The organism is Streptomyces sp. LN549, assembly GCF_043203805.1.
Taxonomy (GTDB): Bacteria; Actinomycetota; Actinomycetes; order Streptomycetales; family Streptomycetaceae; genus Streptomyces.
Genome location: NZ_JAZHRI010000002.1, coordinates 219,709 through 234,176 on the forward strand (window position 1 = coordinate 219,709; position 14,468 = coordinate 234,176).

The window sequence follows — 14,468 nt, forward strand, 5'->3', positions numbered from 1 at the left end:
AAAGTCTGCCGCACCCTGGGCGCGGAATGGGTCAGCGACTTGACCGCCGCATCCCGGATCCGCCCTGGAGATGACCGTGAACTCGCGTCAACAGGGCTGTCAGCTGGGCACGTTCGCGCGTGTTCAGCGGCGCCAGAATGTCGTCCTGCACGGCCGTCGCGTCGGCCTGGAGACTGTCTAGCAGCGCGCGGCCGGCCGGGCTGACGGTGACCGTGACTCGCCGCCGGTCGGCCGCGTCGCGCGCTCGCTCCACCAGTCCGGCCGCGCCCAGATCGTCGACGATCTTCACCATGTCGCTGCGGTCGATGGCCAGTCGTGCTGCCAGTTGCCTTTGCACATGGGGGCCGAAGTCCACGAGCGCGGCCAGCACCGCCATGTGCCGGAGCCGCAGGCCACGGTCGGCCAGCCGATCGGCAAGCCGGCTCCGCGCCGCCTTGCCGGTCCTGGACATGAGGTAGGTGGTGAAGCCCAGGAGACGGGGCGGGATCTCGTTCTCGTTCACATGCATATCGTAGGCGAACACCAATTATGGGTGCTTACCCACCATTGAGGAGTGCGTCATACCGGCGTGCCGCTTGGCGTCATACCGGCGGCGTGCCGCTCAGGTCGAAGACGAGGCGGCCCGACACCTTGCCCTTGAGGACCTCGTCGATCGAGGCGTTGATGTCCGCCAGGTCCCGGCTCTCGCGCACCACACGGGTACGGCCGAGGCGGTGCAGCCGGAAGACCTCGGCCAGGTCCTGACGGGTGCCGACGATCGAACCGACGATCTTCGTGCCGTTCAGAACGGTGTCGAAGACAGGGATCTCCAGCCTGCCCTCCGCCGGGAGGGCCACCAGAACGAGCGTGCCGCCCCGCCGCAGCGCCCCGTACGCGGCCGCGAACGACTCGTTGCTCACGGCCAGTGAGACGGCGGCGTCGGCGCCACCGAGACGGCGTGCCTCATCGGCGACGTCCTGGACGCGGGCGTCGATCACATGGTCGGCGCCCAGCTCCCGGGCGAGGGCCAGCTTCTCGTCGGTCACGTCGACGGCGATCGTCTCCGCACCGAAGATCCGCGCGTACTGCAGGGCGAGATGCCCCAGGCCGCCGATTCCGGAGACGAGGACGCGGGTCCCGGGCCGCGCCCCGGAGAGCTTGACCGCCTTGTACGTGGTGACGCCCGCGCACGTGAGGGGCGCCGCGTCCAGCGGGTCGATGCCGTCGGGCACGGGCACGACGTACGTGCCGTGGGCGAGGGCGTACTCGGCATGGCTGCCGTCGACCGAATAGCCGCTGTTCCGCTGTTCCAGGCAGAGCGTCTCCCAGCCGGAGACGCAGTGGTCACAGTGTCCGCAGGCCTCACCGAGCCACGGGATGGCCACCCGGTCCCCCACCGCGAGATGACCGACCTGGTCACCTGCCGCCTCGACGATGCCGATGCCCTCATGGCCGGGGACGAAAGGCGGACTCGGCCTGACCGGCCAGTCCCCCTGGGCCGCGTGGATGTCGGTGTGGCACAGCCCGGAGGCCTCCATCCGGACCAGGACCTGATGTGCGGCCGGGATGGGTACCGGCCTGTCCTCGACGACGAGGGGCTCGGTGAAGCTGCGGACGACGGCGGCTCTCATGGGTGCTCCTCCGCTTCGATGCACGCGCCCGGCCGGCGCCTCTCGCACAGCCCGGGGTGCACAAGCTTCGAAACAGGATATTTCGGATAGCCGGTTCTCGCCTTCCCTCCCGCCGTCCCTGCCCCGCCGGGTCGCTACCCCCGAGCCCAGGTACGCATGGCCGCCCGCGAGGAGAAGGCGGCGACATCTTTGTCGAGTGGCTGATCGGTGTACTGGTGGATGCGCCAGGAAGCCTTGATGCGCGGCTTTCCGGAAGTGACGTAGTCGGCGATCCAGAGGCCGTCCCCGGCGTACGACGTGGTGTCGTGATTCAGCCAGAAGTAGCGGTTGCAGTAGAGCAGGACCTTGTGGTGCGGCCGCAGCCGTTTGACCTCCCGGATGAAACGGTCCTTCTCGGCATTGCTCGCATGGGTGCCCTCGCCGTTCTGCTCCCAGTCGACGGCCAGCAGTTCGCCCGCCTTTTCGGGCGCCCTGCTCAGGAAGTATTCCGCCTGCGCCGTGATATTCCCCGGCCACAGGAAGTGGTAGAAGCCGACCACACATTCCGCGTCGCGGGCACGCTTCGCCTGGGCGGCCAGACGCGGATTGACGTACGAACGACCCTCGGTGGCCTTGATGAGGACAAAATCCAGCCCGTCCGTGTCGAAGGACGACTGATAGGCGCTGACGTCGACACCGTGCAGCATGGGTACCGCCTCACACATGGTCCGGGTGATTCCGCTTCCTTCTCTGTTACGTGCCCGCAGCCTGCGGGTCCCATCCGTCCGACGCGCCGGGAAAACAATGTGCCACCGCACGGAATAGCTTCCGGGAGGGCGGAGTTGGTGAAGCGGCGAGAGCCTTTTCACGTACCGAACGCACCATCGGAAGGTCGCATCCATGAAGATCGGCATCATCGGGGCAGGGAATATCGGCGGCAACCTCACCAGGCGTCTCACCGCACTCGGACATGAGGTGTCCGTCGCCAACTCGCGTGGTCCGCAGACGCTCACCGCACTCGTGGAGGAGACCGGAGCAACCGCCGTCACCGCCGCCGAGGCGGCGAAGGGCGCGCAGGTCGTGGTCGTCACGGTTCCGCTCAAGGCCGTCCCGGCCCTGCCCGACGGCCTCCTCGACGGGGCCGCGGAGGGCGTCGCGGTCATCGACACCGGTAACTACTACCCGCGCGAGCGCGACGGCCGCATCGCGGCGATCGAGGACGGGCAGCCCGAGAGCCTGTGGACGCAGGGGCAGATCGGCCACCCGGTCATCAAGGCGTTCAACGGGACGTACGCGCAGGACATTCTGTCCAACGGCCTGCCGAAGGGCAGCGCGGACCGTCAGGCCCTGCCGGTGGCCGGGGACGACGCCGCGGCGAAGCAGGTGGTCCGTGACCTGATCGACGAGCTGGGCTTCGACACCGTGGACGCCGGCCAGCTGGACGAGTCGTGGCGCCAGCAGCCGGGCACACCGGTGTACGGCAACCGGGGTGATGTCGCAGCGATCGAGAAGGCTCTGGCCGCGGCGTCCGCCGAGCGGACCGCCCAGTGGCGGGCCTGAGATCCGGTGCGGCGCGGGTGCGACGGGGCGCGGACCCCGTCGCACCCGCTGCGTCGACAGGGTGCACACACCATCGCACCCACAGCGTCGTCAGTCGTCGAAGCCGGTGCTACGGCTGACCTTCTCCCAGGCCAGCGCTTCGGTGCGGGAGGCGTCGAGGCTTGCGAGGACCGCGTCCGTCGCGTCATTGCCGAGCGGCAGCCGCAGCGGCGTGTCCTGGGCAGCGAGCGCGGCCAGGATGGCGGCCGCCGCCTTGTCCGGGTCGCCCTCCTGCCTTCCGTCAGAATCCGGCAGGTCGCCGCGGACCGGGCCCACCGTCTCCTCGTAGGCCGGAAGGGCCGCGGACTGGCGCAGGGCACCGCCGCCGGCGAAGCCCGTCCGGAACGATCCGGGCTCGACGATCAGGACCTTGATCCCGTGCGGGGCCACCTCGGCCGCCAGCGCCTCCGACAGACCTTCCAGGGCGAACTTCGTTGCCGAGTAGGCGCCGACGCCGGGGAACGAGAGCCGGCCGCCCATGCTGCTCATCTGGACCACGGCACCCGAACCATTGCGCCGCATGTGCGGCAGCACGGCCCGCACCAGCGCGGCGGGCCCGAAGAAGTGCAGGTCCATGAGCTCGCGCAGCTCGCGGTCGCCGGTCTCCTCGACTGCGCCGATCAGCCCCATCCCCGCATTGTTGACCAGCACGTCCATCCGGCCGTACCAGAGCACGGCGTCCGCGACGACATCCGCGATGCGCGCCGTGTCGGTGACGTCCAGCTGTACGGCGACGGCCCGGTCGGGGTGTTCGGCGACCAGGTCGTCGAGCGCCTCCGGCTTGCGGGCCGTGGCGACGACGGTGTCCCCGGCTGCCAGAGCGGCTGCGGCGATGGCACGTCCGAAGCCGGAGGAAGCGCCGGTGATCAGCCAGACGCGGCCCGGCGTGTGGTCACGGGCGGTTGCTGCCTCGTCTGCTTCGTGTGCGGTGGTCACATTCAACTCCTGCCGTTCACAGTGGTGTTGCGGTGACTCAGTTATGTCATCCGACTCCCGGGACGGTCCAAGACGGAGACTCGTCGGTTCGATAAGCGCGCCTTATGATCGCTGCATGGAGCTGCGTCAGCTGCACTACCTCACCGTGATCGCCGAAGAGGAGAACCTGGGACGCGCCGCCAGGCGGCTGTTCGTCAGTCAGCCGGCCCTGTCGTACGCGCTCAAGAGTCTTGAGTCCGAGCTGGGGGTGCGGCTCTTCGACCGTCACGCCGGTGGTGTGTCCGCCACCGCCGCCGGCCGGGACGTGATCGCCGAGGCGCTGCTCACCGTCCGTCAGTCCGAGCGCGTGACGGCCGCTGCCGAGCGGCACACCCGAGGGGAGACAGGCGTACTGCGGGTGGGTTTCGAGGCGAGTGGCGCGGGCGAACTGACCACCCGGGCACGGGCGGAGTTCTCCCGGCTTCACCCCGGGGTGCGGGTGGTGCCCAGGCGCTACGACTGGGGGCAGGAGGCCGCCGCGCTCCGGGACGGCCTGACCGACGTCGCCTTCGTCTGGCTGCCCAACGATCTCACCGGCCTGCACAGTGAGCCGGTGCACACCGAGCCCCGCGTCGTGGGTCTGCCGGTCGGCCATGCGCTCGCGTCCCGATCCGGCGTCTCGGTGCTCGAGGTCGGGGACGAGCCGTTGCTGTGGACGGAGCGGGCGCCTCGGGAGTGGGTGGACTGGTGGGCCGTCAACCCCCGTCCCGACGGCTCGAGTCCACGATGGGGTCCGACCAACGACAACGTCGAGGAGATGTTGGAGCAGGTGGCGGAGGGAGCCGCGATCTGCTTCGCTCCCCTGAGCATGGCGCGGTACTACGCGCGGCCGGATCTCTCCTGGGTCCCGCTGACGGACGTGGAGCCGCTGCGCGTCGTACTCGCCTGGGTGGCCGGCACGGAAAACGAACTGGTCCGGGGTTTCACCGGCGTGGTGCGGGAACTGGCCGCCGCCTCCGGGCCGACGAGTGAGTGACATGGCACGAGGTCAGCGCCTCCGGAGCGGCGGGGCAGGACGGTTGCCCCCGGGCCACGATCCGTGGCGCCGGGTACGGGGCACGGGGACACGGTCGACCTGCGACACCTGGACGCACCGACGGCGGCGCGGTACACCGCCGTGGCCGGGCAGGACCGCTCCTTCCCTGAGACGCGGGCACCGGTGACCGAACCGGGTGAGGAATCCCGGTGGCTCGTGGACAACCTCCCGGGCGAGCGGGCGGCGTTCGGTTCCGTCGGGGGCCGGGGCTTCCCGGAGCATCAAGGAGAAACGTCCTGGACCGGGTCCTCCTGACGGGCCGGCAGGCTGTCCATGAACGAGCTGACGGAGAACACCGCCTGACCGGGGCCGGGCGGGCCGTAGCCGGGAGGCGAGCTGAGTCCGTACTCCTCCATCGTCGCGCGGTAAGCCTCCAACAGCCGGATGTGGTACTCCAGCGGCGCACCGTCCGGGTTGGTCTTGCCGAGCGGTGTCGTCGGTTCGGGGCACCAGGTGGTGAAGCGCGGGGTGATGCCGTGCGACATGAAGAACCGCAGTCCTTCGGTGGTGGAGTCGATCGCCTCCTTCACCGTGGTGAAGCCGAACGGCTCGGCCATCTCCACACCCGCGACGAAGTTGGGGATGACGTTGCGGGCGCCGAAGACGTCGGCGGAGTCGAGGATGCGGCGGTGCCATTCGTCGCGGCCGACGTAGCGCTCCTTGCCGGGGCAGTAGAGCTCGAACAGCCGACGGTCCCACACCTCGTAGTTGGGGTGGTAGATCTGCACGCCGTAGTCGTGGAAGCGCTGGACGTCGGACTTGGGCAGGGCCTGGGCGACGACCTTGCCGATCCAGCGGCCGGGGAAGCGTTCCTCGATGGCTTTGGCGTACTGGCCGTAGAAGTCGGCCTCGTCGCGTCCGCCGATGTGGGAGGTGATGGCGCCGCCGGTGAGGGTGTAGGCCGTGGAGGTCTTCGCCGTGTCGTACCGGTCGATGATGGCCAGTGCCTCCAGGACCTCCTCGACGGGCTTCACTCCGGTGTACGGGCGTCCCGCCGCCTTGTGCTGGCGCCAGTTGTGGTTGATGTCGCAGTACTGGCACTCCTCCTTCGCGCCGAAGTACTGGCAGACACGGAAGACCGTGAGGTAGACCAGGTATCCCCACTGGATGGTGGGCGCGACCTCCATGACCGACTTGCCGTTGCCGAGGGTGTGGCGGTAGTAGTCCGGCATCGGGGGCAGACCGACGTCGGAGATCCGCCGGCCGTCGAGATACAGCCCGAGCACGCCGTCGTCGTCGGCCGCCACGCGGTAGGGGGATGCCGGGTTGACCCGCACGGAGACGACGGTGCGCCGCAGTTCGTACGGGCCGCCGGTGAGGACGATCTCTTCGGGTGGCCGGCGCAGCGCCGCCGCGCCCAGCTCGGGGAGGGTGCCGTGGTCGAAGGAGAAGATGAAGTACGACTTGGGCTTGACGTCCCCGTCCTCGTTGTCGCTGAGCGCGGACTCGTCGAAGGCGACGCCGCCGCGCAGCAGGTCCTCCTTGATGACGGCCTCCCGCGGTACGTGCGGGAACTGCTCCATGAGCCGCTCGATCAGTCGGGTGCGGCTCGTGTCGGTACTGCCGGGGTCGGTACGGCTGAGCATGTGCGGGCTCCTGGATCCGGTCGTCGAAGGTGATGCGGGCAAGCCGTCCTGTCCAACGAACCAGACGGGTGAAGCGTTCGCGCTCCGGCCCGCCGGAACGGCCGGAACCCGCCGCAGGACTCTATGTGACCGGTGAGTAGGGTGTGGGGCCCGGGAGCCCGTCGGCCGTGCGGCCGTTCCGACGCCCCGGTGGTTGCCGCAGTCGGCCGCGGAACGGAAGTGCCTCATGCCCCGCACCATGTCCGTGTCTGACAGCATCGTGGTTCTCGCCGAACCCTCGTTCGTGTACGAGCAGTTGAGCGACCCCACGGCGATGGGGCGCTGGAGTCCGGAGAACCGGGGTGCGAAGGTGCTCGGGGAGCGTCGGGGCGCGTACGTCGGGATGGTCTTCGAGGGCCGGAACAAGCGAGGGGCCATGCGCTGGACGACCCGGTGCACGGTGACGGTGGCCGATCCGGGTGAGCGGTTCGCCTTCCGCGTCCACGCCATCGGGGCCAAGCGGCCGCTGCTGCCGGGCGCGATCGCCACCTGGGAGTACCGCTTCGAAGCCGTGGACGGCGGCACCAGGGTCACCGAGATATGGACCGACGACCGCCGCGCCTGGCCGGACTTCCTGGCCAACGCCTTCGACCGGGCGGCGACCCGGGGGCACACCTTCGGCGAGTTCCAGCGCGGCAACATCCGTACCACGCTCCAGCGCCTCAAGGCAGCACTGGAGGCCCCGGTGGACGACGAGGCCCCCCGGGCGTGACGTGGTGGCTGCCGGTCACTTCTCCCAGTGCGCGGGGCGGCCGAGCGAGGGAGGCAGCCGGGTGGCGCCGTTGCCCCTGGCGGCGTTGAGCTGGGACTGCGTCAGGAAGAGCGCTCCGGTCAGGTCGGCGCCGGACAGGTCCGCGTCCCGGAAGTCGGCGCCGATGAGATCGGCGAGGCGCAGGTCGGCGCCGGAGAGGTCCGCCGCGATGAGGTAGGCGCCGCGCAGATCGGCGCCCCGAAGATCCGCTCCCCCGAGGCGGGCGGCGATCAGATCCGCACCGCGGTGGTTGCGCTTCTTCTTGCGGGGCGCGGTGGCGCGCACGAGTTCACTGGTACGCGCCAGCAGGGCGGCGACCTCGTCCCGGTGCGCTGCCACGTCCAGTCCGGCGAAGGCGTCGGCGTCGAGGTGGGTGAGGCGTTCGGTCGCCTCCAGGGTGCGCCGGATCTCGCCGTGGAGGGAGCGGGCCGGTGCCAGGGTCGCCGCCTCCGTGAGGTACCAGAGGAGTTCGTGGAGCTGTCGCACGACCGGAAAGACCTGGAACATCTGCTGGGCGCTCTCCGGTGCCGTACGCCAGTCCCTGCCGCCGAAGGTCTCCCCCGACACCTTCTGGCCCGCCCCGAAGCAGTCGTACACGGTGCAGCCGGCGAAGCCCTCGGTGCGCAGCCGGGTGTGGATGCCGCAGCGGAAGTCGTCCTGGAGGTTGCGGCAGGGCTTGCCGGCGTCCTTGTTGATGGCGAAGTCCGCGGACCGGGTGAGGGTCAGCGCGACGCAGCACAGTCCGAAGCAGTTCCCGCAGTCGGCGCGCAGAACGGCAAGGCCGGTGGCGTCCACGCGGTCGGTGCCGGGGACTCGGTCGTTGTCGGGCACGGTACGTGGGGTCCTTTGGTGTGCGAGGTCCATGAGCGGTCGAGCCTACCGAGGTTCGGTGGTCCACCCGGCCGCGAGGTGCCCGCATCCGACGGCGCCCCGGCTCCCGGCCCCCTCGGACCGGGACCGCCCACGCCGCCCGGCGACACCGCAGACCATAATGATGGGTAATACATCTTTTGGGAGGTGGCCACCATCGTGGCGAACGCACCAGTCGACAGCATTCCGGCCCAGCGGGTGCTGACCGATCCGGCGGGCCTGACCCGGTACCAGCACGACGAGGCCGAGTGGGCTCCGTACGGGACTCCGCTGGCCGTGGTGCGACCGCAGAGCACCGACGAGGTGCGGGACGTGGTGCGTCACTGCATCACCCATCGCATCCCGTTGGTTCCGCGTGGTGCGGGCACCGGTCTGTCCGGGGGCGCGAACGCCGTCGACGGTGCGATCGTCCTGTCCTTCGAGGACATGAACCGCATCGTCACCATCGACCGCGCGGAGCGGCTGGCCGTCGTCCAGCCCGGTGTGGTCAACGACGATCTGCGCGCGGCGAGCGCTGAGCACGGGCTGTGGTACCCGCCGGATCCGGCCAGTTCGCCCTGGTCCACCATCGGCGGGAACGTTGCGACCAACGCCGGGGGCATGTGCTGCGTCAAGTACGGCGTGACACGCGACTACGTGCTGGGTCTGGAAGTCGTCAACGGACTCGGCGAAGTCGTCTCGCTCGGGCGCAGGACCGCGAAGGGCGTGGCGGGATACGACCTGGCCGGACTGATGGTGGGTTCCGAGGGCACGCTCGGGGTGATCACCGAGATCACGGTGCGCCTGCGGCCGGCGCGGCTCCAGGAGCGGACGGTGGCGGGGTACTTCTCCTCCGTCGTCGCCGCCGGTGAGGCGGTGAGCGCCGTGACCGCGTCCGGTGTCATCCCCTCGGCGCTCGAACTCGTCGACCGCCACTGCCTGGCCGCGGTCGACGCCTGGAAGAAGATGGGCCTCTCCGCGGACGCCGACGTGGTGCTGCTCGCTCGCGTCGACACCCCTGGCGCCGAGGGCGACGCCGAGGCCGAACTGGTCCGCGAGTGCTTCGACCGCGCCGGGGCGACCTGGGCCGCGGTCTCCACGGACCAGCAGGAGGCGGACGCGCTGTTCCAGGCCCGGCGGCTGGCCTATCCGGCGCTGGAGCGGCTCGGTCCGGTGCTGACCGAGGACGTCTGTGTGCCGCGTACCGCGGTGCCGGAGATGCTGGCCCGGATCGAACGGACGGCTGCCCGGCACGACATTCTCGTGGCCAACATCGCGCACGCGGGAGACGGCAATCTCCATCCGCTGATCATTACGCCGCCCGGGGACGAAGCCGCGCGCGCCCGCGCCCAGCTCGCCTTCGAGGACATCCTGGACGACGCGATCGCGCTCGGCGGCACGGTCACCGGTGAACACGGGGTGGGGCTGCTGAAGATGCGCGGCATGAACAAGGAACTGGGCCCGGCGGCGCTCGGGATGCACCACGCGGTGAAGGCGGCGCTCGATCCGCACGGCATCCTCAACCCGGGCAAGGTGCTCGGGGCCGCCTGACCCGGTTGTCAGTGGGGCGGCGCACACTGGCACTCATGCGGTACGGCGAAGGGGAATCGGATGAGCGCCGAGGAAGAGACCGGTTTCGAACCGGCCACCGGGGACGGCCCGCCGTCCTCGGCGCCGGCCGAGCAGCGGGCCGCCTCGGTGCGGACCGCTTTCGCCGGGATGCTCCAGATCCGGCGCCTGACGAACACCGGGTGCTCCGAGCCGGAAGCGGTGCCTGCGGCATGGGAACTGCACAGGACGGTACGGGCCGTTGCCCTCGCGCTGGAGGCATCGGGACTGGCCTCGTCGGCCGTTGACGCGTCGGGCAGGCGCACGACGACGGGTTACCGGGTGGCTGCGGGCGATTTGCCGGGCACCGCACGGGTGGAGTGGCTCGGTGCGCCAGGCAGTGGGGCGGCGCACGAGGAGGAGGGTGAGCTGACTCGGTGTGCGGCGGTCCTGCGGGAGTTGGGCTGGACCGCCCTGCTGTACCGCGGGCCGCGCCGCCGCCGGTTCCTGGAGGTGGAACCCCCGGTGGGTACGGCCCGGCCGGTCGGCCGGTAGGAGGCGTGCCACAGCCGTCGCCGAGGGCCGTTGTCAGACCCATGAGGGATGCTTGTGGGTCCGACACCTCTGACCGGGAGATGCTGAGATGCGCAATGACGAACTCGCCGCGGCGCAGGCGTACGTCCGTTTACTGGAGGCGACGCGGGCGGCGCTCTCCGATCCGGAGGACACCCCGCTGTACATGCCGTTGCTCGCCTCACCGATCGAGGAGGCGGACGGCGCGCTGCGGCGGGCGGGGCTCTCGGGCAATGAGTCCCGTTTCTTCGACCTCGTACGCTCGCTCCAGCCCAGTATGTCGGACAGCGGGCGCTGAACTGCGCCGTCCGGAACACGGCCGCACGGCGGGCCGGTCTCCGCACCTGCCCTCTCATCCCGGGAGGCGCGCAGCGGCGTCCCCACCGGCTTCCGGAAATCTGTCCACCGCAACTCACGGGCCCAGGCCGCCCCTGATCTCCGGGGCGGGCCGGGCCCGTCTTCGGCCGGGACGCCCCGATCCGTGGTGAATTGATTCAACTCCACTCCATCCCAGATGAAGAGAGACTGACGGCTTGACTAGTGAGCGGCGTCATACCTAGCGTACGTTCAGATGAAACGATTCACTTCATTCTGACAATCACGATCGTCGGATGACTCTGCTTACGAGGTGTTCATGTCTGATGTGTCGGCCGTCAAGGCAGCCCTGAAGTCCCAGGTGATCGAGACCCCGTCATGGGGCTACGGCAATTCCGGGACCCGGTTCAAGGTGTTCGCGCAGCCGGGGGTGCCGCGCGACCCGTTCGAGAAGATGGAGGACGCCGCGCAGGTGCACGCGTTCACCGGCGTCGCCCCGAAGGTGTCGTTGCACATCCCCTGGGACAGGGTCGCGGACTATGCCGCCCTGACCCGCCACGCCGAGGGACTCGGGCTGCGGATCGGCGCCATCAACTCCAATGTCTTCCAGGACGACGACTACAAGCTGGGCTCGGTCACCCACCCCGACGCGGCTGTGCGGCGCAAGGCGACGGACCATCTGCTGGAGTGCGTCGACGTCATGGACGCAACAGGGTCACCCGATCTCAAACTGTGGTTCTCCGACGGCACGAACTACCCGGGGCAGGATGACATCGTTGCCCGTCAGGACCGGCTGTCCGAAGCACTGGCAGAGGTGTACGAGCGCCTCGGAGACGACCAGCGGATGCTGCTGGAGTACAAGCTCTTCGAGCCGGCCTTCTACACGACGGACGTGCCCGACTGGGGCACGGCGTACGCACACTGTCTCAAGCTCGGCCCGAAGGCCCAGGTCGTCGTGGACACCGGGCACCACGCCCCCGGCACGAACATCGAGTTCATCGTGGCCCTGCTGCTCCGGGAAGGACGGCTCGGCGCGTTCGACTTCAACTCCCGCTTCTACGCGGACGACGATCTGATGGTCGGGGCCGCCGATCCCTTCCAGCTCTTCCGGATCATGCACGAGGTCGTCAAGAACGGCGGTCTCCGCTCAGAGACCAACGTCAACTTCATGCTCGACCAGTGCCACAACATCGAGGCGAAGATCCCTGCGGTGATCCGGTCGGTCGCCAATGTCCAGGAGGCGACGGCCAAGGCGCTGCTGGTCGACACCGCCGCGCTCGTCGCCGCGCAGACGTCGGGTGATGTGCTCGCCTCGAACGCCGTGCTGATGGACGCCTACAACACCGACGTGCGGCCGCTGCTGGCCCAGGTGCGGGAGGAACAGGGGCTGGCAGGCGACCCGTTCGCCGCCTACCTCGCCTCCGGCAACCAGGAGCGCATCGCCGCCGCCCGGGTCGGGGGCACCCAGGCCGGCTGGGGCGCCTGACCCCGGTTGCGCCCATAGGCCGCTGTCCGTCGACCACGCACTTCTCGTCCCGAAGGAATTGCCATGACGTCCCCGACGCACGCCGAAGTCGCCGCGCTCCTGGAGCGCGCGCACCGGATCGGATCCGATCCCCGCAACACCAACTACGCAGGCGGCAACACCTCTGTGAAGGCCGCCGGCACCGACCCGGTCTCCGGTGGCGAGACCGAACTCCTCTGGGTCAAGGGATCCGGGGGTGACCTCGGCACCCTCAAGGAGGAGGGCCTCGCCGTGCTGCGCCTGGACCGGGTCCGCGCCCTCAAGGACGTGTACCCGGGAGTGGAGCGCGAGGACGAGATGGTGGCGGCCTTCGACTACTGCCTGCACGGCAAGGGCGGCGCCGCACCGTCGATCGACACCGCCATGCACGCTCTCGTCGAGGCGGCGCACGTCGACCATCTGCATCCGGATTCGGGGATCGCCCTGGCGTGCGCGGCCGACGGGGAGAAGCTGACCGCCGACTGCTTCGGTGACAAGGTGGCCTGGGTGGGCTGGCGCCGGCCCGGCTTCCAGCTCGGGCTGGACATCGCCGCCGTCAAGGAGGCCAACCCACAGGCCGTCGGCGTCGTGCTGGGCGGTCACGGAATCACCGCCTGGGGCGAGACGTCGGACGAGTGCGAGCAGAACGCCCTGTGGATGATCCGTACGGCCGAGACCTTCCTCCAGGAGCACGGCCGGCCGGAGCCGTTCGGAGCCGTGCTCCCCGGCCGGGCAGCGCTGTCCGCGCAGGAGCGCCGGGAGCGGGCGGCGGCGCTCGCGCCGGTGATCCGCGGCCTGGCGTCCACCGACCGCCCCGTGGTCGGCCACTTCACCGACGCCGAACCGGTGCTGGACTTCCTGTCCCGCGCCGAGCACCCGCGGCTCGCCGCCCTGGGCACCTCGTGCCCGGACCACTTCCTCCGTACGAAGGTCAGCCCACTGGTGCTCGACCTTCCCGCGGACGCACCGGTCGTCGACGCCGTGGAACGGCTCAGGACGCTGCACAGTGAGTACCGCGAGGCGTATCGCGCGTACTACGAGCGGCACGCCGTCCCCGGCTCCCCCGCCATGCGCGGCGCGGATCCGGCGATCGTGCTGGTGCCCGGAGTCGGGATGTTCTCGTTCGGCAAGGACAAGCAGACCGCCCGCGTCGCCGGGGAGTTCTACCTCAACGCCATCAATGTGATGCGTGGCGCCGAGGCCGTCTCCACCTATGCGCCGATCGAGGAGTCCGAGAAGTTCCGGATCGAGTACTGGGAGCTGGAGGAGGCCAAGCTGCGCCGGATGCCGAAGGCGAAGCCGCTGGCCACCCGGGTCGCGCTGGTGACCGGAGCGGGTTCGGGGATCGGGCGCGCCATCGCGCACCGGCTGGTGGCCGAGGGTGCCTGCGTGGTCGTGGCGGACCTGAACGCCGAGAACGCGGCCGCGGTCGCTGAGGACCTCGGCGGACCGGACCGGGCCGTGGCCGTTACCGTCGATGTCACGAGCGAGGAGCAGATCGAAGAGGCGTTCCGGGCCGCCGTGCTCGCGTTCGGCGGTGTGGATCTCGTCGTGAACAACGCGGGTATCTCCATCTCGAAGCCTCTGCTGGAGACCACGGCGCGTGACTGGGATCTGCAGCACGACATCATGGCGCGCGGCTCGTTCCTCGTGGCGCGCGAGGCCGCCCGGGTCATGCAGGCGCAGAACCTCGGCGGAGACATCATCTACATCGCTTCCAAGAACGCCGTGTTCGCCGGCCCCAACAACATCGCGTACTCGGCGACCAAGGCCGACCAGGCCCATCAGGTACGGCTGCTGGCAGCCGAGCTCGGCGAGCACGGCATCCGCGTCAACGGCATCAACCCGGACGGCGTGGTGCGGGGTTCGGGGATCTTCGCCGCGGGCTGGGGCGCCCAGCGGGCGGCGACGTACGGCATCGAGGAGGAGAAGCTCGGCGAGTTCTACGCCCAGCGGACGCTGCTCAAGCGCGAGGTGCTGCCCGAGCACGTCGCCAACGCCGTGTTCGCCCTGACAGGCGGCGACCTCACCCACACCACCGGTCTGCACATTCCGGTCGACGCCGGCGTGGCAGCCGCCTTCCTGCGATGACCCGGACACGATC

The 14,468-nt window shown here is 69.9% G+C and carries 13 protein-coding genes and 1 pseudogene; 8 read left to right on the plus strand and 6 right to left on the minus strand.

The window, feature by feature from the left end; translation table 11 throughout:
- Window positions 1-31: 31 nt before the first annotated feature.
- The 3 genes from SH922_RS01065 to SH922_RS01075 form a co-directional block, all read right to left on the minus strand.
- Window positions 32-451, minus strand: a complete 420-nt coding sequence (locus tag SH922_RS01065; RefSeq protein WP_393063429.1) for a MarR family winged helix-turn-helix transcriptional regulator — start codon at window positions 449-451, stop codon at window positions 32-34.
- 130 nt (window positions 452-581) lie between these two features.
- Window positions 582-1,610 carry an alcohol dehydrogenase AdhP gene (gene adhP / locus SH922_RS01070; protein WP_393053451.1) on the minus strand — a complete coding sequence of 343 codons (1,029 nt, stop codon included), beginning with the start codon at window positions 1,608-1,610 and terminating at the stop codon, window positions 582-584.
- Between the two features lie 134 nt (window positions 1,611-1,744).
- Window positions 1,745-2,296 (minus strand): glycoside hydrolase family 25 protein, encoded by a 552-nt coding sequence (locus SH922_RS01075; RefSeq protein ID WP_393053454.1) that lies wholly within the window; start codon window positions 2,294-2,296, stop codon window positions 1,745-1,747.
- 181 nt (window positions 2,297-2,477) lie between these two features.
- On the opposite strand from SH922_RS01075, the pseudogene SH922_RS01080 reads away from it, so the two are divergent.
- Window positions 2,478-3,149, plus strand: a pseudogene (locus SH922_RS01080) (NADPH-dependent F420 reductase); the annotation flags it as partial.
- Between the two features lie 90 nt (window positions 3,150-3,239).
- Here the strand turns inward: SH922_RS01080 and SH922_RS01085 are convergent.
- Entirely contained in the window at window positions 3,240-4,124 is an 885-nt protein-coding gene (locus SH922_RS01085; protein ID WP_393053456.1) for an oxidoreductase, read from the minus strand.
- Window positions 4,125-4,239: 115 nt separating this feature from the next.
- Between SH922_RS01085 and SH922_RS01090 the strand changes: the two genes are divergently transcribed.
- Window positions 4,240-5,139, plus strand: a complete 900-nt coding sequence (locus tag SH922_RS01090; protein WP_393053459.1) for a LysR family transcriptional regulator — start codon at window positions 4,240-4,242, stop codon at window positions 5,137-5,139.
- 281 nt (window positions 5,140-5,420) lie between these two features.
- Here SH922_RS01090 and SH922_RS01095 read toward each other — a convergent pair whose 3' ends face one another.
- Window positions 5,421-6,785 (minus strand): radical SAM protein, encoded by a 1,365-nt coding sequence (locus SH922_RS01095; RefSeq protein ID WP_393053462.1) that lies wholly within the window; start codon window positions 6,783-6,785, stop codon window positions 5,421-5,423.
- Window positions 6,786-7,011: 226 nt separating this feature from the next.
- Between SH922_RS01095 and SH922_RS01100 the strand changes: the two genes are divergently transcribed.
- Complete coding sequence (locus tag SH922_RS01100; RefSeq protein WP_393053465.1) at window positions 7,012-7,536, plus strand: SRPBCC family protein; 525 nt, start codon at window positions 7,012-7,014, stop codon at window positions 7,534-7,536.
- A 15-nt stretch (window positions 7,537-7,551) separates the two neighbouring features.
- Here SH922_RS01100 and SH922_RS01105 read toward each other — a convergent pair whose 3' ends face one another.
- A complete protein-coding gene (locus tag SH922_RS01105; protein WP_393053468.1) occupies window positions 7,552-8,406 on the minus strand; it encodes a pentapeptide repeat-containing protein in 855 nt (284 codons plus the stop codon).
- Window positions 8,407-8,604: 198 nt separating this feature from the next.
- Here SH922_RS01105 and SH922_RS01110 point away from each other — a divergent pair, with 198 nt between their 5' ends.
- From SH922_RS01110 to SH922_RS01130, 5 genes are all read left to right on the plus strand, one after another.
- On the plus strand, window positions 8,605-9,975 hold the full coding sequence (locus SH922_RS01110; RefSeq protein WP_393053471.1) for an FAD-binding oxidoreductase: 1,371 nt from the start codon (window positions 8,605-8,607) through the stop codon (window positions 9,973-9,975).
- A 60-nt stretch (window positions 9,976-10,035) separates the two neighbouring features.
- On the plus strand, window positions 10,036-10,527 hold the full coding sequence (locus SH922_RS01115) for a hypothetical protein (protein ID WP_393053474.1): 492 nt from the start codon (window positions 10,036-10,038) through the stop codon (window positions 10,525-10,527).
- An 88-nt stretch (window positions 10,528-10,615) separates the two neighbouring features.
- Window positions 10,616-10,843, plus strand: coding sequence for a hypothetical protein (locus SH922_RS01120; protein ID WP_393053477.1), 228 nt, complete (start codon window positions 10,616-10,618; stop codon window positions 10,841-10,843).
- Window positions 10,844-11,179: 336 nt separating this feature from the next.
- Entirely contained in the window at window positions 11,180-12,346 is a 1,167-nt protein-coding gene (gene rhaI, locus SH922_RS01125; protein ID WP_393053479.1) for an L-rhamnose isomerase, read from the plus strand.
- 63 nt (window positions 12,347-12,409) lie between these two features.
- Window positions 12,410-14,455 (plus strand): bifunctional aldolase/short-chain dehydrogenase, encoded by a 2,046-nt coding sequence (locus SH922_RS01130; protein ID WP_393053482.1) that lies wholly within the window; start codon window positions 12,410-12,412, stop codon window positions 14,453-14,455.
- Window positions 14,456-14,468: the final 13 nt, after the last annotated feature.

What these genes read in the sequence shown, in the direction of transcription:
- SH922_RS01065 (WP_393063429.1), bottom strand. Translation starts at nt 451, where the DNA reads ATGTCCAGGACCGGCAAGGCGGCGCGGAGCCGGCTTGCCGATCGGCTG.
- adhP (WP_393053451.1), bottom strand. Translation starts at nt 1,610, where the DNA reads ATGAGAGCCGCCGTCGTCCGCAGCTTCACCGAGCCCCTCGTCGTCGAG.
- SH922_RS01075 (WP_393053454.1), bottom strand. Translation starts at nt 2,296, where the DNA reads ATGCTGCACGGTGTCGACGTCAGCGCCTATCAGTCGTCCTTCGACACG.
- SH922_RS01090 (WP_393053459.1), top strand. Translation starts at nt 4,240, where the DNA reads ATGGAGCTGCGTCAGCTGCACTACCTCACCGTGATCGCCGAAGAGGAG.
- SH922_RS01095 (WP_393053462.1), bottom strand. Translation starts at nt 6,785, where the DNA reads ATGCTCAGCCGTACCGACCCCGGCAGTACCGACACGAGCCGCACCCGA.
- SH922_RS01100 (WP_393053465.1), top strand. Translation starts at nt 7,012, where the DNA reads ATGCCCCGCACCATGTCCGTGTCTGACAGCATCGTGGTTCTCGCCGAA.
- SH922_RS01115 (WP_393053474.1), top strand. Translation starts at nt 10,036, where the DNA reads ATGAGCGCCGAGGAAGAGACCGGTTTCGAACCGGCCACCGGGGACGGC.
- SH922_RS01120 (WP_393053477.1), top strand. Translation starts at nt 10,616, where the DNA reads ATGCGCAATGACGAACTCGCCGCGGCGCAGGCGTACGTCCGTTTACTG.
- rhaI (WP_393053479.1), top strand. Translation starts at nt 11,180, where the DNA reads ATGTCTGATGTGTCGGCCGTCAAGGCAGCCCTGAAGTCCCAGGTGATC.
- SH922_RS01130 (WP_393053482.1), top strand. Translation starts at nt 12,410, where the DNA reads ATGACGTCCCCGACGCACGCCGAAGTCGCCGCGCTCCTGGAGCGCGCG.